Source organism: Microcoleus sp. w1-18aA5 (assembly GCF_036701705.1).
GTDB lineage: Bacteria > Cyanobacteriota > Cyanobacteriia > Cyanobacteriales > Microcoleaceae > Microcoleus.
In genome coordinates, this window is the sequence record NZ_JAUPTE010000101.1 from 1 (window position 1) to 20,294 (window position 20,294).

At 46.3% G+C, this 20,294-nt stretch carries 14 protein-coding genes; 3 read left to right on the forward strand and 11 right to left on the reverse strand.

Annotated elements, in window-relative coordinates; all coding sequences use genetic code 11:
• Positions 1 to 204 precede the first annotated feature (204 nt).
• The 7 genes from Q5691_RS24840 to Q5691_RS24870 all read right to left on the reverse strand — a co-directional run bounded on the left by Q5691_RS24840 (position 205) and on the right by Q5691_RS24870 (position 6,433).
• The gene (locus Q5691_RS24840) at positions 205 to 1,104 is read right to left on the reverse strand and encodes an ABC transporter ATP-binding protein (protein WP_333347732.1); all 900 of its coding nucleotides are present in this window, start codon (positions 1,102 to 1,104) and stop codon (positions 205 to 207) included.
• A gap of 107 nt (positions 1,105 to 1,211) precedes the next feature.
• Positions 1,212 to 1,985 carry an ABC transporter permease gene (locus tag Q5691_RS24845; protein ID WP_333347735.1) on the reverse strand — a complete coding sequence of 258 codons (774 nt, stop codon included), beginning with the start codon at positions 1,983 to 1,985 and terminating at the stop codon, positions 1,212 to 1,214.
• A gap of 251 nt (positions 1,986 to 2,236) precedes the next feature.
• Positions 2,237 to 3,298, reverse strand: coding sequence for a hypothetical protein (locus tag Q5691_RS24850; protein ID WP_333347738.1), 1,062 nt, complete (start codon positions 3,296 to 3,298; stop codon positions 2,237 to 2,239).
• A 509-nt stretch (positions 3,299 to 3,807) separates the two neighbouring features.
• On the reverse strand, positions 3,808 to 4,590 hold the full coding sequence (locus Q5691_RS24855) for a hypothetical protein (RefSeq protein ID WP_333212207.1): 783 nt from the start codon (positions 4,588 to 4,590) through the stop codon (positions 3,808 to 3,810).
• A 63-nt stretch (positions 4,591 to 4,653) separates the two neighbouring features.
• Positions 4,654 to 4,821 (reverse strand): hypothetical protein, encoded by a 168-nt coding sequence (locus Q5691_RS24860; RefSeq protein ID WP_333086240.1) that lies wholly within the window; start codon positions 4,819 to 4,821, stop codon positions 4,654 to 4,656.
• Positions 4,799 to 5,824 carry an ABC transporter permease gene (locus Q5691_RS24865; RefSeq protein WP_333212209.1) on the reverse strand — a complete coding sequence of 342 codons (1,026 nt, stop codon included), beginning with the start codon at positions 5,822 to 5,824 and terminating at the stop codon, positions 4,799 to 4,801. Before Q5691_RS24865 ends, Q5691_RS24860 begins: the two co-directional genes overlap by 23 nt.
• A 264-nt stretch (positions 5,825 to 6,088) precedes the next feature.
• The gene (locus Q5691_RS24870) at positions 6,089 to 6,433 is read right to left on the reverse strand and encodes a hypothetical protein (RefSeq protein WP_333212211.1); all 345 of its coding nucleotides are present in this window, start codon (positions 6,431 to 6,433) and stop codon (positions 6,089 to 6,091) included.
• A 493-nt stretch (positions 6,434 to 6,926) separates the two neighbouring features.
• Here Q5691_RS24870 and Q5691_RS24875 point away from each other — a divergent pair, with 493 nt between their 5' ends.
• Positions 6,927 to 10,349 carry a PAS domain S-box protein gene (locus Q5691_RS24875; protein WP_333212213.1) on the forward strand — a complete coding sequence of 1,141 codons (3,423 nt, stop codon included), beginning with the start codon at positions 6,927 to 6,929 and terminating at the stop codon, positions 10,347 to 10,349.
• A 46-nt stretch (positions 10,350 to 10,395) separates the two neighbouring features.
• Here Q5691_RS24875 and Q5691_RS24880 read toward each other — a convergent pair whose 3' ends face one another.
• From Q5691_RS24880 to Q5691_RS24890, 3 genes are all read right to left on the reverse strand, one after another.
• Positions 10,396 to 11,463: an ABC transporter permease gene (locus Q5691_RS24880; RefSeq protein WP_333212214.1), complete on the reverse strand. Its 1,068-nt coding sequence runs from the start codon at positions 11,461 to 11,463 to the stop codon at positions 10,396 to 10,398.
• 153 nt (positions 11,464 to 11,616) lie between these two features.
• Entirely contained in the window at positions 11,617 to 12,750 is a 1,134-nt protein-coding gene (locus tag Q5691_RS24885; RefSeq protein WP_333347741.1) for an AI-2E family transporter, read from the reverse strand.
• A 115-nt stretch (positions 12,751 to 12,865) separates the two neighbouring features.
• Positions 12,866 to 13,018, reverse strand: a complete 153-nt coding sequence (locus tag Q5691_RS24890; protein ID WP_333212218.1) for a hypothetical protein — start codon at positions 13,016 to 13,018, stop codon at positions 12,866 to 12,868.
• Between the two features lie 143 nt (positions 13,019 to 13,161).
• Here Q5691_RS24890 and Q5691_RS24895 point away from each other — a divergent pair, with 143 nt between their 5' ends.
• Entirely contained in the window at positions 13,162 to 14,949 is a 1,788-nt protein-coding gene (locus Q5691_RS24895) for an efflux RND transporter periplasmic adaptor subunit (RefSeq protein ID WP_333347745.1), read from the forward strand.
• A 366-nt stretch (positions 14,950 to 15,315) separates the two neighbouring features.
• On the opposite strand, the gene Q5691_RS24900 is transcribed toward Q5691_RS24895, so the two are convergent.
• Complete coding sequence (locus Q5691_RS24900; protein WP_333347748.1) at positions 15,316 to 19,110, reverse strand: chemotaxis protein CheB; 3,795 nt, start codon at positions 19,108 to 19,110, stop codon at positions 15,316 to 15,318.
• Positions 19,111 to 19,982: 872 nt separating this feature from the next.
• Between Q5691_RS24900 and Q5691_RS24905 the strand changes: the two genes are divergently transcribed.
• The gene (locus tag Q5691_RS24905) at positions 19,983 to 20,201 is read left to right on the forward strand and encodes a hypothetical protein (protein WP_333347750.1); all 219 of its coding nucleotides are present in this window, start codon (positions 19,983 to 19,985) and stop codon (positions 20,199 to 20,201) included.
• Positions 20,202 to 20,294 lie beyond the last annotated feature (93 nt).

Genomic DNA, 20,294 nt, shown 5'->3' on the forward strand with positions numbered 1-20,294 from the left:
TTAGTTACCTCAGTAGATATATTCTCTTTGTTTACTTATCTTAACATAGTTCGGTTTTTTTGCGCCGACCTACTTAAACCCGTTAGGGTGGTCAGAAACCGGGTTTTTGCGAGATAGTGCGTTACAGTCGCCAAAAATGGCAAAAAACCCGGTTTCTTTGGTTTTTGAAGCGCACCGGGCGGATGTACGCTGATGGACGCATATTTAAGATGCAGTTTGTTTGGTGACTTCGACATAAATATGTTCTAACCGCACCGGATACCGAGCGATTGAATCAATAGAAATCCCATCGAACAGCAGAATAATCTCTTTTAATTCTAAACGTTCCGGCAGCCAAAAAGCTAAATCGCTACCGTAGCGGCGGGGAATGAAACTGTATTGTTTAGCGCGGGCGATGACTTCAGCTTCTTCCTCGGTTTTTACGACGATAATCTCTTGGGCCGGAATCAGTTTTTGCAACTCCTCCAAACTGCCCTCCGCCACAATACTGCCATTCTTTAAAATCCCAATCCTGTGACACAGCCGCTCAGCTTCATCCAACAAGTGAGTTGTCAGCAAAATTGTAATTCCTTCCGATTGCAATCGCTGAATTAACTCCCAAATTTCATAGCGGGCCTCAATATCTAAACCCGTTGTCGGTTCGTCTAAAATTACTAACTTAGGCTGGTGTACCAAAGCTACCGCAATATTCAAACGGCGCTGCATTCCTCCGCTCAAAGTTTCCACGGGGCTTGTAGCTCTATCTGTCAAATTTACTGCTTTCAAACACTGTCTTACTTGATAGCGGCGCTGTTTGCGCTCTAAGCCGTAAATTTGAGCAAAAAAGTTGAGGTTTTCTTCGCAGCTAAGGCTTTTGTAAAGCAAATTTTCTTGGGGCGCTACACCTATTAACAATTTTGTAGCTTCGGAAACAGGTTCGCCATTGATAGAAACTTGACCGCTATCGGCATTTAGCAAATTACATAAAATATTGATAGTAGTAGTTTTTCCTGCCCCGTTTGATCCGAGCAAACCGTAAATTTCTCCAGCTTGAATGTGCAGTGTTAAATCTTTAAGCACTGAACGCTCGCCGTAAGACTTATTTAAATTTTCAATTTGCAGCACTGCTTTAATTCTCCGTATTATTTTATATATTTACGGTTGTTTCTGAACGATTAAACCGCAGAGTAAGAGAAGAGAGAGATGAAGAATTAGGACATAATGAGATAGTTTTAAAGTCTTCTTTCTACTCTCAGCATCCTGCGGTAAGAAAGCCATCCACCTACAATCATGGCAATAGAAAATATGAATAAATACCAAAAGTGTTCTGCAATATCAGCCAAATCTTTGCCGTCAGCCCACACACCCATCAGCGCTTCGTTCATGTGATAAACTGGGTTATACTGGGCGAGATCCAGCAGACTTTTGGGAAACAGCGAAGTAGGCAAAAATGCGCCTCCTAAAATCAACAAAGGAACGCCGAAAGCCGCTACTAGCGAGTTGACATCTTCAGTGCGCCTCGCAAACTGGGTGCCGAGAATAAAGCCTACACCTACATAAGATACAATACTGAGCAGAATAATCGCACATCCTAACAGGATTGAGCCTTGAAATTTTGCTCCTAAACAAGAGGCGATCGTGTATACTAAAATGACCTGACCGATGCCGATACAACTGTGAGCCAGGAAAATTCCTAAAAAGTAGGAAGTGCCGCTCAGCGGGGAAATAAACAAGCGTTTGAGGGTATGCTGTTCTCGCTCTGCTACTACTGTTGCTACGCTACCACCGAGACAGCTAAAAAATAAAGCCGCTCCTACTAAGCTTGCCGGTGCAGCAACTTCAAAGGCTTTTGCTGTGCTGAGATTAGCGCGTTCTTTTAAAATTAAACCGTTAATTAGCAAGATAGAAACTGGAAAAATACTCCACAAGACTAAGCTGCGTCGCCGCCTCCCCAATTCAATTAAAATTCGCTGCGCTACTGCGAGCGTTTCGTACCAGTATTTCATAAGAAATCTATTAATATTGTTGTGAGAATTGGGAATTGGTAATGACGCCACCGGATATCATACCATAGAGATGCCAATAAGTTAAACTCTCAATAAAAAACCCGCAGACGCGGGTTTTATGATTTTAGGGGGATAGGTTTTAGCACCAGTTAAAAAAAAGAACGGAACAGTAACAAGTTCTAAACCCCTATCGAATCAGTTATTCCCAGCAAATCGAAAATGGTATAACTTGTCGCCCTCTGTCGCTGCTGTCAATTAATACTAAAGTTCTTACCTCTGTAGCATCCTTGAAAAGAAGTTAAACTGGTGCTGTTTCTCTGTTCCAATTTAGTCACGAGGGAAGAAGTATTGGAACTGTCAGCGGTAGCACCCCACTTGTAGATAAAGTCGCCGAGATTGTCTCCGGTTTCTTCGTAGCTGTGCTCTTCAATTGGAATTCCCGAAACTCCTGAAACAGTTTGGTTGTGGTATCCGTTAACAATGATTTTTTCGATTACTGCGCCCGGTTCTGCGGTAATGTTCCATTGCACGGGTTCATAAGCTGAAAGCGCGAGAATTATTGGCTTGTTTCGGCGTTCTACTTTGACTTCGATCCTCTCCGAGGGCTTCGCTAACGCACTTTTAGATAAATCTCGGTTCTTGTGATCCGCATTGGCTTCGTAAACGCCTATTAAATGAAGTTCTTTATTTCCGCTTGACGAACCGATATAAGCTGAAAAATCGTCGGAACCGCCAAGCCCGCAGTTGGCGCCAGAACTAATTGGGGAAATAAAAGCTGTTTTTTCGGCTAGTTTCTGCTGCACAGTTGGCACTACCCACAATCCGGTGCCGATGCCTAAAGCACCTATCAAAGCGGCCGCGATACCGAAAGGAAGGGCATTTGTGAGGTGGCGAACAACTGGTTTTGCTGTTAGTTGAGATAGGGTTTGCTGCCAAGTTTCACCAGTGCGATCGGCATTCCCGCCATCGAGACAGGCCAATAAACCTAAACTTTCCGGCTGTTCGAGCAGACTTTGAACTGTTTTCCCTTCGCCGACGTAGAGATTTCTAGTTGCGGTGTCTAAAAGCAGCCAGTAGCGATCGCCCTCGCCGAGGTTGTACTCTTGTACCGCAGGATCGACTAAATCGTGCTGCAAAAACACCAGCCAAGCCATATTATTGCCCGTGCCGACTGTTTTGCCGTCGCTGGAAATAAGTTGGTCGATGTCGGGTTCCCAGCGCCAAGCTACCCAGCGACTATCTCCTCGATAGCCGAGGGATTTTTCCAGTTGCGGATGAGCGGTTATTTCTAAACGTTGAACTAAGTTTGACACTAGATGTCCTCCTCAAGTGCGAGCGGGTCTAGAGCAATTTTGTTTCAATTTATTAAAACAAATATTTTGCTCATGAAGAGCCTCCGAATAATCGGGTTAATTTTGTCTCGCTAATGTTATCAGCCGGTACTTTCCCAACCACACTGGCTTAACAAAAATATGCCTGTTGAATGGTTTAGCTTGAGAACTTGGAGCTGGCAAGCACCCGCCTGGTAATAATTTTAACCTGTGCTGATAACTAATCCTGTGACGGATTAAAGCTAGCTATCTATCACTGCTTCTACCTGGTTGTCCAGTTTTAAAAGAGTGCTTGGCTAATAGCGTCTACAAGTTCTTAGCTTAACTTTTATTTCGCTACTCTGCTACAAAATAGGGCGATCGCACCTGACATTAATATTATGCAGGCAAATAAATATTCCGGCTTTCTCGCGGGTGAAATATCCATGAAAAAGAGAACATTTCCGAGAAACCCGGTTTCTGTGATGAAAGTTCTGACACTTCGCCTATTACTAGCGGGGGCCATCAATCGCATCTCTAGTCGGTGCAAGGCCTCCGGGGCTAAAGGAACTCGGCGGCACTCTCGGAAGATTGAGATTGGGATTGGGAACTAAATCGCTGTTGCTGTCGCCAGCAGTTCCACCCGTGGGAGACGCACTATTATTGGGACTGGTACTCGGCGAACTTCCCGGATTGAGATTATTCTGATTGGTATTCGGCGAAGTTGTCGGATTGGCATTATTGGGAGTGATATAGGGCGAACTTCCCGGATTGAGATTATTGGGATTGGTACTCGGTGAAGTTCCCGGATTGGCATTGGGAGTACCTGCGGGTGAAGTTCCCGGATTGGCATTGGGAGTACCTGCGGGCGAAGTTCCCGGATTGGCATTGGGAGTACCTGCGGGCGAAGTTCCCGGATTGGCATTGTTGGGATTGTTGGGATTTGCCGTGCCTGTTGGAGTAGTTATCGGGGTGCCGACAGCATCTCTGGTGATGGCGTTGGGGTTCGGGGGAGGAGGCGGAGGAGTGCCTGCATTGGGGTTATTTGCAGGAGCATTGGCGGGGTTGCCCGCAACCGGATTAGTGTTTTGGGGAGAAGCATTGCTGCCGCACAAGCTGACTAAATCAAAAGTTGTGCCGCCTCGCGTTTCGATGAAGCAAACCGGCACATTTACATCGGGGTTTGAGGCTCTGGGAAAATCGGCTGTTCCCGGCATGGGACGGCTAAAGGCAGCTTCAGCCATCAGTGGGGTCAAGGCCGCCGATAGAGCGGCGATTGTTCGCAATAATCTCATCAGCGTTTCCTCAAATGTATAATTTTATTTTCTCCAGTATTGCCCATAAATTGCCAAGTGTCGTCACTCTAAAAGCCGATCGATCTTTTTGACAACTGCTTCTACAGGCCCACCGCTGGCTGCAACATCTCGCGCAGACAGAAAGTACAGGTAGAAAAAGGCGAAAGTGCAACAGTCGCGCATCCGTTGCCCTTCTTCCTTGATATTTTTAGTACCGAATTCGCGGGTCAACGTAAGCGTTCAAAATATCAATTACAATGCTGGCAATTACGACAATTGCCGCAAAAAACACCACAATACCTTGAACAGTTGGATAATCCCGCAAGCTAATCGCTTCGTAAAGACGATTTGCCAACCCCGGCCAAGAAAAAGTAACCTCTGTTAAAATAGCACCGCCCAAGAGTGCAGCAAAAGTCAATCCTAAGACAGTAATCACCGGAATTAGTGCATTTTTCAGAGCGTGAGCCCATAAAATCTGGAATTCTGGAATGCCTCTAGCTCTAGCTGCTTCGACATAATCTGCTTGCAAAGTTTGCTTGAGATTCACCCTGACAATGCGCTCGAAAATGCCACTCAAAAGAATCCCCAAGGTCAAACTCGGAAGTGCCAAATAATGCAAAGATGTGAGAAACTGACCAGGGTTAGCGCTCAGGAGACTGTCAATAGTGTATAGTCCTGTGTAGCCTTCGGGGGCGGGGAATGTGACGGGAAAGCGAGTTCCCAAGGGGAACCATCCCAACTGCACCGCGAAAATTAATTGCAAAACCATGCCGGCCCAAAAAGCGGGCAGCGAGTAAGTGATAATGCCAAACAAACGACCGACAGCATCGAAAATAGTGTTGGGGCGGGATGCTGCCAGGGAACCGATACTGATGCCGACAATTAAAGCTATGGCCATGCTACAAACTGCTAATTCGACTGTAGCGGGGAAATAGTCTCCGATAATTTGCCACACGGTTTGTCCGCGAGTGGTGATGGATGTTCCCAAGTTCAGACTGAATAAGTCTTTCATGTAGTTGAGATATTGCTGCCACAGGGGTGCGTCGAGGCCGAGTTGAGTTCGCATTGCTTCTTTGGCGGCTGCGGGAGCTCGTGAGCCGAGAATGGCATCTATGGGGTCGCCTGGAGTAGCGCGCAACAATAAAAATACTGCTGTGGTGATTGTCCACAACATTAGCGGTGCCAGAAGCAAGCGGAGAAAAATATAAGATTGCAGGGCTTTGGAACGAGACATAATATTTGGGAATTGTGAAGAAATCAGTCATTAGTCATTAGTCATTAGTCATTAGTCATTAGTCGTTAGTCATTAGTCATTAGTCATTAGTCATTAGGCAGATTTTCAAGGCAGGTGGATGATGGATGATGGATGATGGAAGAAACAGATATTTTATATCTGCGACTTCTGTGTCGCGAATCAGGGGAATTGGGAATGAATAATAGACAGTTGAGTTGATTTTTGCGAAAAAGCCGATCGACTTTTTCGCAATTCCCGATTTTCTTATTCCCCTAGCAGTGATTCAAATGCAGCTTGCAAAGACTTGATATCGCCTACTCTGGCTACTAACAAGTTTTCGCTGCCGGCATCCTGCAGCCTGTGTCTCCAATACTGGATGCTATCGGAATTGTTCATCCAGAAACTAATCACGGTGTTTACAACTCGATCGACATCCCAGCCGCGGTTAGGAGAAACTTTCTCTACGGATGCCACAAACGCATCGAGAGTGCACTTTCGGTTTGCCAAGTATTCTACACCGGAAGGCTGCCGTTGTTGCAGCAATTCCTGCTGCTGGTTGAAAAACGTTAAAGTTGGAGATACGCCCAGGATTTCAAATGTATAGTTCATGTCATCCTCCAGAAGTATTATTTTGCCCAAATGTCGATCGTCCAAAAAGCTGAAAACACTCAAATTTATCGTTGGCGCAAAATCGCCTACGCTTAAATTTTTCCCGATAGTTTGCTCTGGATTTTGCCAACTTATTTTATTAATAGCAAATTTTCAAAGGGAAGATTGTTAAATTGTTTACATTTATCGCAATCGTAATCCTCAACAATGATCGGTATTTTTCCAGCAGTATTTTCACGTAGGTTGGGTGGAGGTACGAAACCCAACCTACTTTCTAAAGATTGTTAAATTACTTACAGTTGTCCGCCTCGCCACCCTCAACTCAACTGACAAGAGAATAGCAGTGGTATTTTTGGAGCCACCAAGTTGCTAGGTTTTCTCAAATACCGCCGAGATTAGTGGTAGCTTAGGTTCAGGGAATTTACAACAAGCATACGCAAAGTCGGTATCTGTCAAAATATTGATGTTATTGAAAAGTCTGAGCAGTTGTGTGATGAAAAGCTCGCCCAAGATGTCACTGAGCCTAGTTTTGTTGATACCGCTGGTGGTGCAAATCTCCGTAGCAGTGGGCGTGACTGGATGGCTGTCGTTTCGCAACGGCCAGAAAGCTGTTAATGACCTTGCTACGAGGTTAAGCTTGGAAGTTGCAGCGAGGACGAAAGAAAATTTCCGCAGTTTTGGGGATGTGTCTCACCTGTTCCTGCAAATGAATAGTGCTGCCATCGCCTCTGGAAACTTAGACCCGGAAGACCTCCCCAACTTAGAGCGCTATTTGTGGAACCAGACCAAGCTGAGCGATCGAAATACAACCATCTACTACGGTGACGAACAGGGAAAATTCCTCTTGCTCAAGCGAGAAGCAGAAAACTTAGTATACATCAGAGACGAATCAACCGCTCCAAACCGCGAAATTTATCGCCTAGATAGCCAAGGAAATCGCACTGAGCTAATCCAAACCGTCCCCTATGACCCCCGTACTAGACCGTGGTACAAAGCTGCCAAACAGTCAGGAAAAGCCTCTTGGTCTCCCATCTACCCCTTCGCAGCCTCGCCAGTTCTGGGGATTACGCCGGTGAGGCCTATTTACAATGAAACAGGAAACCTGCAGGGGGTACTGGCAATTGACCTGACTCTTTCTCAAATCAGCGATTTTCTTAAAAGCATTAAAATTAGCCCGTCAGGACAAGTTTTTGCGATCGAACGCAGCGGGGAAATAGTCGCCAGTTCCACAGACGAATTGCCCTTTGTCACCGACAAAGGCGAACAAAAACGGCTGTTGGCGACACAGAGCAAAAATTTGCTAATTCGATCGGCCTCCACATACTTGCAAAAACGATTTGGTAGTTTTGAACAAATTGACAGCAAAGGACAGTTTACCTTCGAGATAGACGGCAAACGTCAATTCATTACCGTTGTTCCCCTGCAAGACGGTCGCGGCCTCGATTGGCTGATTGTAGTCGCCATCCCGGAAGCCGACTTTATGGAGCAAATTAACGCTAACACTCGCACAACTATTTTATTGTGCTTTTTTGCCTTCGTACTGGCGATCGTACTCGGAATTTTCACCTCTCGCTGGGTTGTCAAACCGATTACCCGATTGCTGGAAGCTTCCAAAGCTTTAAAAAAAATGTCGGAATCATCCGACTTCACCTCCCCAGAATTAGACGGCCAAGTCGAAGTTCAAGGAGTCAAAGAAATCGGTCTCCTAGCTCAGTCTTTCAACCAAATGGCGCGACAATTGCGAGCGTCTTTTGTTGCCCTAGAACAAACAAACTCTAGTTTAGAACAGCGAGTAGCAGAGCGGACTGCCGAACTCGAAGCCGCCGAAGCAGAGTTGCGGGCTTTGTTCGCAGCTATGAACGAATTAATTATAGTTGTGGATGCCAGCGGTCGCTATTTAAAAATCGCGCCCACAAATCTTTCTCTGCTCTATAAACCAATCGAAGAATTAGTTGGCCAAACAGTCACAGATGTGTTTCCACAAGCTACAGCCGACAATTTTATCAACCACATCCGAGCAGCTTTAGATACTCAGCAAACTGTCAGCATCGAGTACGATTTAACCATTGACGACCGCGAAGTTTGTTTTGCTGCCAGCATTTCGCCACTTTCAGAAGAATCCGTAATTTGCGTAATCCGCGACATTACCGAACAGAAGCGAGCAGAATCGGCGCGACGGCAAAGGCAAAAACAATTGCTCAAACAAAATACGGTTTTAGTAGAATTGGCAAGAAATAAAGCACTTTATCGAGGTGATTTAAAGGTAGCTTTGAGGCAAATCACCGAAGCGGCGGCTCATACCCTAGATGCAGAACGAGCCGGAGCATGGTTGTACGATGAAAGCCGATCGAAACTGCAATGTCTCGACCAATTTTACCGCAGCAACCACCAGCATTCCCAGGGTAATGAACTCGCAGCAGCAGACTATCCAGCTTATTTTAAAGCTTTGGAAGAACACCGGACGATCGCAGCCGATGACGCACTCTCAGATGTGAGAACCAGAGAATTTGCCGAATCTTACTTTGCAAAAGTGGGGACTACATCAACCTTAGATGCGCCGGTGCGGCTGGGAGGACAAACCGTCGGAGTCATCTGTATCGAACAAGTGGGAACTCCTCGTAACTGGACATTAGACGAACAAAATTTTGCTGCTTCCCTAGCAGATTTGGTATCATTGGCGCTCGAAGCGAGCGAGCGCGATCGTACACAAAGCGCTTTGCGTCAAGCAGAACAAAAATATCGTAGCATCTTTGAAAATGCCGTCGAAGGCATTTTTCAAAGAACCCCCCAAGGTCACTTCTTGAGCGTAAATCCAGCTTTAGCCCGCATCTATGGCTACGCCACTCCCGAAGAATTGACATCAAATCTCACAAACATCAGGCAGCAAGCTTACGTCAATCCTCAGCAGGGGGACAAGTTTATGCAGGTGATGGAAGAATTCGGAGAAGTTTCGGGGTTTGAGTCACAAGTTTACCGCGTTGACGGCAAGATAATTTGGATTTCCGAAAGTGCGCGTGCAGTGTGCGACGCCGACGGCGAGGTACTCTACTATGAAGGCAGCGTCGAGGATATTAGCGATCGAAAAGTCTTTGAATCCGCCTTGCAACTCGCCGTAGAAGCAGCCGAAGCAGCTTCCACCGCAAAAAGCGCATTTTTGGCAAACATGAGCCACGAACTGCGAACACCTCTGAATGCCATCATCGGCTACAGCGAAATGCTCCAAGAAGAAACCGAAGAATTGGGTTACGATGAACTCACCCCAGATTTAGACAAAATTCGCACTTCCGGCCGACACTTGCTATCGCTAATTAACGACATTCTTGACATTTCTAAAATCGAAGCCGGCCGCATGGATCTTTACTTAGAAACCTTCGACATCGCCGCCTTGATTGAAGAAGTAGCATCTACTGCCACGCCGCTAATTGAGAAAAACGGCAATACTCTAAACTTGGATCAAATTACGAATATCGGCACTATGCACGGTGACATTACCAAAGTGCAGCAGATTTTATTGAATTTGCTGAGCAATGCCGCCAAATTCACTCAAAACGGTACAATTACCCTCACAGCCAGCCGAGAAAAAATTGCCGACGACAGCAGCGAAGCAAAACAAGAAAACACTTCTGAACCTGCGGCAAGTTCTCAATCTTCAATTGCTAGTAAAGAATTTTTAGTTGTTAATTGTACAGATACAGGAATTGGGATGACTCCCGACCAGTTGCAGCACATTTTCCAACCCTTTACCCAAGCCGACGCTTCCACTACCCGCAAGTACGGCGGCACCGGTTTGGGACTGGCAATCAGCCAGCGTTTTTGCCTAATGATGGGTGGCAATATAGCAGTAAAAAGTCAGGAGGGTGTTGGTTCTACTTTTACCATTCGCTTACCTGTTAATCCGCAAAATTACGGTGCATAACTGTTACACCGGCTCTGCCTGGAAACTAAAAATTACTAACTCCCAATTACCTTTGAATGCTTCTCGGATCGAGAGCATCCCGCAACCCATCCCCCAATAAATTAAACGCCAAAACAGTCAAAATAATCAGTATCGCCGGAGGCCAAACCAACCAAGGCTGCAAGACTAAAATTGAAGCATTAGTAGACAGGGATAGTAAATTTCCCCAAGAAGGATCGGGCTGTTGAATTCCCAAGCCAATTAAACTCAAAACCGACTCCGCCACAATAAAACCCGGAACCGCCAAAGTAGCAGAAATAATTACATAAGTAGCAGTTTGTGGCAACACGTGGCGGACAATAATATAAATTGGGTTAGCACCCATTGCCCGCGCCGCTTGCACAAATTCTCGTTGTTTAATTGACAGTACCTGACCGCGAATTACCCGCGCCAAACCCGCCCAATTGATAAATGAAGTAATCAGCACAATCAATATAAATCGCTGAGCACTTGTCAATCCTGGTGGCAATACTGCTGCTAGCGCTACTAATAAATAAAGACCGGGAATCGTCATCAATACTTCGGCGAAGCGCATTAAAATACTGTCAATCCAACTGCCGAAATAACCAGATATGCCTCCGATCAATAATCCCAATGGGAAAGAAATTGCTATGCCAACTAAACCGATGCTGAGGCTAATTCTGCTGCCGTGTACTAAGCGACTGAATTGATCGCGAGCTTGTTCGTCCGTGCCTAAAATGTTAATTTGACCTCCTCCTGTAGTACCAAACAAGTGCCTGTCTAGTGGCAAAACTCCTAAAAACTTATAGGGGGAAGCTTTGACAAACAAACCGATAGCAGAGGGTTTTTGCCAGTCTACAATTACCTCACGAGCGCCGGTATTAGCATCCACCGGGCCCTGAGTAGTCGGATAAACGTGGGGCCCGATAAAGCGCCCATCTTGGGTGCTTAAATAAATCTGAGTGGGCGGCAGCAATGAACCGTTTAATTGAGAGTCGTAGGGGTCGTAAGGTGCCACAAATTCGGCCAAAAGTGCGACTGTATAAAAAATTAACAGCAGCACGGCTCCCAACCGAGCTAGAGGATTGTTTCTAAGATTTTGCCACCATTTCATAAGTTTTTAGGTTTGAGGTTTTAAGTGGGCTAGTAATCAAAACTAAAGTTCTTTGTATAGACTTTAGTCTTTTCTTAATGGACTCAGCAGCCAAAAGTTAATTGCTGACTTATAAAAGTTTTCCCAACTGAATTACTTACTACAAACATTAGACTACTTTTGTTCATCTGCGAGCAAGATTATTCTACTTTCATCTTCTGGTATTTTCCCTAATTCCTCGCCGCTAAAAGGATTGTAGAAAAACGAGCCTGTTTGGGGTGGCAATTTGGGATTGAGTACAATTTCTACTATACTTTTTACTACTCCAGTGAGCGGAATTGCCAGGATAACTCCCAACAATCCTCCTACTCTACCTCCTAACAGCAAAGCTGTGAAAATAATTACCGGGCTTAATCCGGTGAGATTGCCCATGATTCGGGGAGCTACTAAATTATCCTTGATTTGCTGGAGACCGATCGCCACTACCAACACTTGCAGCGCCAGCCACCAATCAATAAACGCTACAATTATACTAACAGTGCCAATTCCCAAAGTTGCTCCAATAAACGGAATTATTTCCGTCAATCCTATAAATACCGCAAACAACAGAAAAAACGGAACTTGCAGCCACCAAAAAGCCAGAGTCAACGAGATGGCCATCAAGAGTCCCAGCAATAACTGTCCCGATACAAATCGCTGGAGGTTTCGCTGCAAAGTCTCTGTTAAAACATAGCGAATGTCTGGGGAAAAAATACTGGTCAAACCCTGCCAAACTCTTTGCCCGTCTAGGAGCATATAAAAGGAAATTACCACAATAAAAATCAAGTCCAAAAACCAGTTAACAGTACCGACAACTAAGCCTAAACTCGTACCGGCGAGCGCCTGCACTTGTTCCTGCACTTTCGCTGATAACTGCTGCTCCAATATTTGCACGTTAAACGGCAAATTGCGCTCGGCACTCCAGGCTTGAAATTCAGCTAGCTGCAGTCGCCCCGACTCCAGTAAATCCGGGAACCTCACCCCCAACTGGCTCGCTTGGCTGAACACGGGCGGCACAATAGTTAAACCGATTACTACTACTATCACACCCGCAGTTAAATAAACCAGTCCTGCAGCTACTCCCCGCGGCAAAAATACTTCCAGTCTTTTTACTGCATAATTTAATAAAAATGCAATGAGTCCCGCTGTTACTAAAATGCTGACCAGTTCCCCAACATAACTGACAGCAGTCAGGGTAAACCATCCCGTCACTAGCACTAGCAGCCAAGTAATTAGAAACTGTTGGATGGGAGAAAAAAGACTATTCATTTTGATTTTTTTTAAATAAAGTGGCACAATTTTTTCAGCAGATGTGCCGTATTATACAGTAAACACATGAGAGTAGAAGTTAGGAATAATCAGTTCAAGATTAGACTGAGTTTTCTCAGCATTGATAGATAGGTGACGACCAAACCACTTGGGGAGAGACAATGCCAGCCCGATCGCCCCGACGATCGCCCATCGCGCTAATATTCAGTATGCCCCGCACGCAGATCAAATTAAATATCGATCGCACAAACTCCGATCTATTCGCCATTGTAGGGTGAAATGACGCCGCACTCACCCAAAAGGGGGACGCGGGATTGCTGAGGCTATCCGCTAAAATGAATCAAATATAAAAACCGCAATCTTTCTTTACAATAAAAAAACCACAGGCTAATAGCGGCGAGAGGAACTACCGTGACCAATCAAGTTTTTTCAGAAGCGGAAGAAAAGCAACCCCTTACCCCCGTGGAGAGCGGGCACGACAGGAACTCAGCAGTGGATGTAGCTGAAAGTGAAGTCTCAGACAACTCTCACTGGCAATTCTCCGGTGAGGATGATGAACGAGAAGTTGCGCTGGAAGTTCCAGAAATCGAGGAGGAACAAGTTTGGGAACCAGAAGCAACGGAAGTTGGGCCCCCCAAAGAAATCAGGTGGCCTGCCTTGTTGGCGGGCGCAGGGATTGGCGTGGCTGCAACGTTACTAGCAGTAAAATTGACTGGGGGCAATCAGAGTTCGCCTCCTGCCGCTCCAATTCCATCGGCAACTCAGCAGGCAATGGCTCCGACGGTGACAGTGGCGCCTGTGGAATCTGCCCAGGTGGGTGAAACTCTGGAAGCGACGGGTACCGTGGCAGCCTATGACTTACTGCCAGTGCTACCACAAGCCAACGGTTTGCAAATCAAGCAGGTGTTAGTGAATGAAGGGGATGCGGTAGAAAAAGGTCAGACGATGGCGGTTTTGGACGATTCGGTACTACGATCGCAAATTGCCGAAGCCCTTGCGGGAGTACAATCAGCCAATTCTACGGTAGAACAAGCCGAAGCTCAGGTACAGCAAGCCGAGTCAGCCCAACAAGAAGCCCAAGCCGGCGTTGCTCAAGCCCAAGCTGGTGTAGAAAAAGCCATCGCTGACGCAGCGCAAGCCAAAACAGGCGTCGGGCAAGCAAGGGCAGGTGTAGAACAAGCTAAAGCTGGTGTCACTCAAGCTAAAGCCGGCATTGCCTCCGCTCAGGCTAAATTAGATCAAGCTCAAAGAGAAGTAAATCGCACCCAAGATTTGGCTTCTCAGGGAGTAATTAGTCGGCAAGATTTAGAAAGACGCAAGACAGAGCGGCAGACTGCTGTTCAAGACTTGAACAAAGCTAAAGCTGACTTGAATACAGCTTTACAAGAACAGAATAAAGCAGCAGAAGAAGTGCAATCTTCTCTTGCTAAAGTAGCTACGGCAGAAGCTAATATCAGTACGGCTAGGGCAGCCCTCAGCAGCGCTCGTGCTAAAGTGAATACGGCGGGAGCGAGTGTCAGCAGTGCGAGAGCAAATGTGGGAAATAACGCAGCAAGTGTCCGCAGCAATGATGCACAAGTCAAACAGTTACAAACTCAATTAGAACAAACTATTGTTCGAGCGCCGGATAGTGGTACTGTGGCTGAAAGAATTGGTCGAGTTGGCGATGTTTCTTCGGGAAGTCAAAAACTATTTTCGATTATTCGCGGCAACAAGCTGGAACTGCAATTGAAAGTACCGGAAAGTCAGGTTTCGCAAGTGCGGCCGGGAACAGCAGTGCAAATTACTTCGGATTCTGACAAGCGGATTAAGTTGTCAGGAACTGTGCGAGAGATTTCGCCGGTAGTTGACCCGCAAAATCGGCAAGCTACGGTGAAGATTGATTTGCCGGCAAGTGAGTTTTTGCGATCGGGAATGTTTTTGCGCGCATCCATTGCGACGGCAACGGCTCAAGGTTTGAAAGTCCCCGCTAAAGCTATTTTGCCGCAACCTGACGGCAGTTCTATTGTTTATAAACTTGTCGGCGAGGACAAGGTGCAGGCTCAACCCGTGGAAATAGGGGAAATTTCCGGGGGTGCGGTGGGCGATTTGACTGCTGCTAAGGTGGTGGTTAAAAAAGGTTTGAAGGCGGGCGATCGGGTGGTTGTTAGTGGCGCTGGTTTTCTTAAAGATGGCGCTGGGGTTAAGGTTGCTAAATAGTTATATCGATTCCGGTAGCACTCCTTATCATTGTTGACGGTTGACGGTTGACGGTTGATTGTTGACTCGATTTTATTATTGTGATGCAACCCCAATGAGTGTTGACTGTTGACTGTAGAAGGCGGGGTGGAAAAGCTCAATGGTTGAGTGTTAAATGTTGACTCGATTTTATTATTGTGATGCAACCGGAAACGATATCAGATGAGGAGATAAGATTAGAAATAATATCAATTGCGGTTGCGCCGGAATGATAGAAAATCCGCGCTTCATCGTCCTGATCAAGTCGAATTAAGCTGCCAACAAATAAGTCGCGCAATTTTCATTTTTTTGACTCACAATCAACAGTCAACAATCAACAGTCAACAATCACGAGATATCTGTTCGTAGCGGCAACCTCACGGTAAACGTTGCCCCTTGTCCCTCACCCGCACTTGTGGCAGTAACAGTACCGCCGTGGAGTTCTACTAAATGACGCACGATCGACAGTCCTAGCCCCAATCCAGAGTCTCTGCGAGAGTAGCTACTATCCGCCTGACGGAAGCGATCGAACACATAGGGGAGAAAATCAGGGGAAATCCCTTTACCAGTATCGCTAACTTGGATTTGAGCGATTCTATCCATGTAGTCTAATGCGATCTCAATTCTTCCTCCGGCTGGGGTGAATTTAATCGCGTTTGAAAGTAGATTCCACACCACTTGTTGTAAGCGACTGGGATCGCCCAAAATCTTTGGTTTTAAAGGACTTAGCCTGCATTCAATTTGAATATTTTTGGCTTCTGCGGCGAAACGAATCACCCCGATCGCATTTTCAACCAGTGGATTGATCTCAATTTCAGAAGCATTGAGCCGAAATTGGCCTGTGGTAATCCGCGAAACGTCTAAGATGTCATCGATGAGCTGGTTTTGTGCTTTGGCGGCGCGCTCGATCGTTTTTAGCGCCTCCTGGGTTTTAGCCTCGTCAAATTTTTTCAGGCGCAGCAACTGTGCCCAGCCAATCATCGCATTCAGCGGCGTCCGCAGTTCGTGAGAGAGGACGGACAAAAACTCATCTTTGACGCGGTTGGCCTCCTCAGCAGCCGCACGAGCCGATTGTTCTTGAATCCGAAGGCTGCGTTCTCTCTCGTACTGTTTTTGGTCGGTGATATCCTCGATCGCCAGCAGAATCATCTGTGTATCGCCAACCGGAGGCATTTTGCGGGCATTGAGCTGCATTATTTTATGCCCGATGTGTTCAAAGTCCTGCTCGACTTCAAAATCTTTAAACTGGGGACAGCCTGCCAGAATTTCTTTGAGGAGCGATCGCAACTTGGGAATATTCCACTGTCCATTACCGAGATCGAAAAATGAGCGGTGCTCTGTTTCGCTCGCCATCACCTGAAACGTCTCGTAGAAAGAACGATTGGCAGTGAGCGCCCGCAGATCGAGATCTAGCACTAGCAATGGTTCCCGCACGGTTTCCACGATCGTTTCGGCGTAATTTTTCGCTTCCATCAAATGCTGGGCGCTGACTTTTAGCTCGTTGATATCCACCAACATCAGCACAGCCCCATCAATCTTGTGGTCGAGCGTCCGGTAGGGTCGAATATGCAAATCGTACCAACGACCGTCTCGATCTTGAACCTCCTGAACTTTCAAATTGAGCGTGCGGATCACCCCTAAAATCCATTGCTCTAAGTCTGGTACTATCAACTTGTGAGTGATGTCGCTCAAACACCGCCCGACATCGGCAGAAATCAAGTTGAAGATGCCTTCAATTGCGGGAGTAAACCGGCGGATTCGCAGGTCATTTCCTAGCATCAGGATCGGAATATTGATGCTAGTCAGGAGATTTTCTAAATCGTTGCTCACCTCAGTCGATTCCAAATTGCGCCGCTGCAATTCGTCATTAATCGTGTTGAGTTCTTCATTTGTTGCCTGAATCTCTTCTTTCGCCGTTTCGAGTTCCTCATTCATGCTTTGCAACTCTTCGTTGCTCGACAAAATCTCTTCGTTGGCGGCTCTCAAATCTTGATTAGCGGCTTGATGTTCTTGGACGATCGCTCCGAGATGTTCCTTTGTCGTTTTCAGTTCCTGTAGCAGCCTTGCAATCTCCTCACTTTCACCCTGTGAAGCATCAGAGTTGACTCTCTCCTCGTTAGCAGCAGTAGGCATTCCAGAGATCGGGGACTCCTCTTGAAACAACACTAAAAAATAGTCTTTTGCCACAGCGCCGGCTTGGAATGGAATCACATTAATTCCGACCTGCCGGAGGCGAGTACCGTCTTTAAGTTGGAAGCCTGTCCGTGCGATCGGCTGCTTCTGATGTGAGGCTTCTTGAATTGCAGTACGCAGTTCCACGCGCAATCCTTCTTTTGCCATTCTCAGCAGGCTAAAGCTCGCTCTACCGGGAGCCGGTTCTAGGTAGGCATTTGTCTGTCCTCGAAATTGCAGAATCTCGCTGGCTGTATTAATCACGACCCCGACAGGGGCATAGTGATTCAAAACAATGCGATCGGCCTCTTTCTCCATTTCGATTTCCTCCAATCTTTCCGTGTGCTGGGCTGGTGGGTTGGGTGGTGTCAGAGGATAGTTGCTAGCATTTAAATCCATGCTAAGCCAATGCGTTACCTGTTTTTTAGTATAAATTTTATTCTTTTTATCGAATACCGCAAACAATATTGATGAAAACTCTCCAACCGTTTCCGAAGTGCCTAACAGCAAAAAGCCCGCGGGCCCAAGCCCATAGTGGAACATTGGCAGCAGTTTTTTCTGCAACAGGGGTGTCAGATAGATCAGCACGTTCCGACAGGTAATCAAATCCATCCGCGAAAAGGGCGGATCGGCGATCAGGTTTTGTCTAGCAAAGACGCAGAGTTCGCGCACGGGCTTAGCGATTTGGTATCCGCCCTCGACTGGGACAAAGAACCGATTTAGGCGTTCGGGTGAAATATCGGCGACTTGGGCATTGGTATAAAAGCCAGTGCGAGCGATCGCGATCGCATTTTCGCTGATGTCTGTGGCATAAATCTGAATCGGCAAGTTAGTAGATCGAGCTGCTAAAAACTCTAGCAAGCAGATCGCCATCGAGTAAGCTTCTTCACCCGTTGAACAGCCGGCAATCCAAATTCGGATCGGTTTTTTCGGCGATTTATCTTTGACGATTGCGGGAAAAACAGTGCTGCTTAAGGCCTCAAAGCTTTCTGGGTCGCGGAAAAAGCTGGTGACATGAATTAAGACATCGTGATACAGCGCCGTTAGTTCTGCCGGGGTGTTTTGGAGATATTCGGCATAATTTTCGATCCGTTCGAGCTTGTAGAGCAACATCCGCCGATGTATCCGTCGCTTCAAGGTGGTTTGCTTGTAGTGAGTAAAGTCAACTCCTGTAGCCGCCCGCAGCAAACTGTAGATCAAGGTGATCGCATCTTCGCTTGCGATCGCATCTTCGCTTGCGATCGCATCTTCGCTTGCGATCGCATCTTCGCTTACGATCGCATCCTCGCTGCTGGTCGATTCTGTCGAAGGCAGATCACTCATGTAGGGATGACGGCCGATCTCTGCTATTTTATAGGCTATTTTTTGCGGTGGCAAGATAAAGTCTACCTGACCCGTAGCCACCGCAGTATTCGGCATACTGCTAACTTGTGCCGTATCTTCACATTGGGCAAAAGTAATACCGCCTGCGGCCTTAATCGCTTTTAACCCTTGGGCACCATCGCTATCGCCCCCGGACAAAATGACGCCGATGGATTTGTTCCCCCGTTCTTCGGCGAGGGAAAACATAAAAATATCGACGGACATAAATACCCCCTTTCGTTTGCCGCGAGGCGTTAGCTTCAGCACTGATCGCTCGATGGTCATGCTGAAATTCGCGGGGATAACGTATACCTGATTCGGTACTATGAGCATCCCATCTGTCACCTCATGCACGGGCATCAGGGTCGATCGAGCCAGAATCAAACTCAACCCACTTCCCTGATTCGGCAACATATGCTGAATTATTATAAACGCCATGCCGGTATCGATCGGCAAATGGCTCAGTAATTGGATAAAGGCCTCCAATCCACCCGCAGATGCTCCTATTGCGACTACAGGAAATAAATCGTTTTGATTGTTGTGCGGCTTTCTATCAGTTTTGATACCAGCTTTAGGTCGAGATTTCTTGGGATACTTATTCTGACTCATTTTTTTGACCAGATAGCTTCCTGGCGGCGTAATATAGTTATATTGCCTTTATTTTTAATATATATATATATATATATATATATCAAAATGGATAATGAGTCATCTACCTGCCGATATAATCTCTACGCGAACTCGGTCGGCGCGCTCAATCGATTTTAAAATTCTTATTTGGGATTGCGAGCTTTCCTAGTGGGGGACAAGATTGAAACGGGAAATCCCGTATAAATTATGCTAATTGTACTGTTAAAAGTGGACAATCAGTGAACTTTCCAGATTCTGCGATCGTAGCAATTTTATGAATGTTTGCGATCGAGTGGAGTTCCCTAAATGCGGCAACTCCTCAATAAACTTCCAACCGGAATCTTTTGGGATCTTCTCAAGCATTGGCGATCGGGAAAAGCTGTGGGGAAACAAAACAGTACAATTAAGTAGCTCAACCTAAAAAAACATAACATCCTACAGAACCGCAATTAATCTCGTTTTTAGCCAGGTTGTGGCGAGCGCAAATTCGCTACCGCCCCGTCGAGGTAAACTATCTCTGAATTATTTTCTCACAGCTTCATCACTGCTTGCTGGGGCATTTTTACCTTTTGATTCATTTCCAGAGTATCGTCGATTAGCCGTTGCCAATATTGCTTGAACTCAGCAATTGCTCCCTGAACTTCTTCTGGTGTTGAAGTTTGAGGCTGTTAATTTGCAGACACACTCTAATAACTTAATTTTTTGTTATTTTCCCAAAATCCGGCACTTTTTGCTAAAATCTTAAATAAAAGTAACAAAAATATATGGAAATTGGCTGAGGGAAATTAGGGAAATCCCAGCAGCGCTGCAAAGTTCGGATTCTCAAGACAGGCTGCGGGCGGGTAAGGGCTGTGAGAAAGGGCGATTCTGCGGTGGCGCTACCGATGTTGCTGAGGAAAGTGAAGGATGGGGAGTTTATGGTGCGATCGATCGTGGCGATGGGATGGCTGCAAACTCAAACTGCGGAAGCTTTGGCGGCGCTGTTAAAAATGACGCAGTTCGATCGCGCGATCGGAATGTGCGATCCGAAGCCGCTAACTCTTTGTCAATGTTCGGAAGCGAGGCGATAACATTTTGCACCGCCACAGCATTGGTGACAAGTTAAGACTGTAAGTCTTTTGTCAAGAGGCTTTTAGAGAATTGTTGAAAAAAAACTGGTCAGA

Excerpts from the sequence above, each read along its gene's own strand:
- Q5691_RS24890 (WP_333212218.1), bottom strand. The coding sequence starts at position 13,018 with ATGGCGAATAGATCGGAGTTTGTGCGATCGATATTTAATTTGATCTGC.
- Q5691_RS24870 (WP_333212211.1), bottom strand. The coding sequence starts at position 6,433 with ATGAACTATACATTTGAAATCCTGGGCGTATCTCCAACTTTAACGTTT.
- Q5691_RS24865 (WP_333212209.1), bottom strand. The coding sequence starts at position 5,824 with ATGTCTCGTTCCAAAGCCCTGCAATCTTATATTTTTCTCCGCTTGCTT.
- Q5691_RS24885 (WP_333347741.1), bottom strand. The coding sequence starts at position 12,750 with ATGAATAGTCTTTTTTCTCCCATCCAACAGTTTCTAATTACTTGGCTG.
- Q5691_RS24900 (WP_333347748.1), bottom strand. The coding sequence starts at position 19,110 with ATGAGTCAGAATAAGTATCCCAAGAAATCTCGACCTAAAGCTGGTATC.
- Q5691_RS24880 (WP_333212214.1), bottom strand. The coding sequence starts at position 11,463 with ATGAAATGGTGGCAAAATCTTAGAAACAATCCTCTAGCTCGGTTGGGA.
- Q5691_RS24855 (WP_333212207.1), bottom strand. The coding sequence starts at position 4,590 with ATGAGATTATTGCGAACAATCGCCGCTCTATCGGCGGCCTTGACCCCA.
- Q5691_RS24875 (WP_333212213.1), top strand. The coding sequence starts at position 6,927 with ATGAAAAGCTCGCCCAAGATGTCACTGAGCCTAGTTTTGTTGATACCG.
- Q5691_RS24845 (WP_333347735.1), bottom strand. The coding sequence starts at position 1,985 with ATGAAATACTGGTACGAAACGCTCGCAGTAGCGCAGCGAATTTTAATT.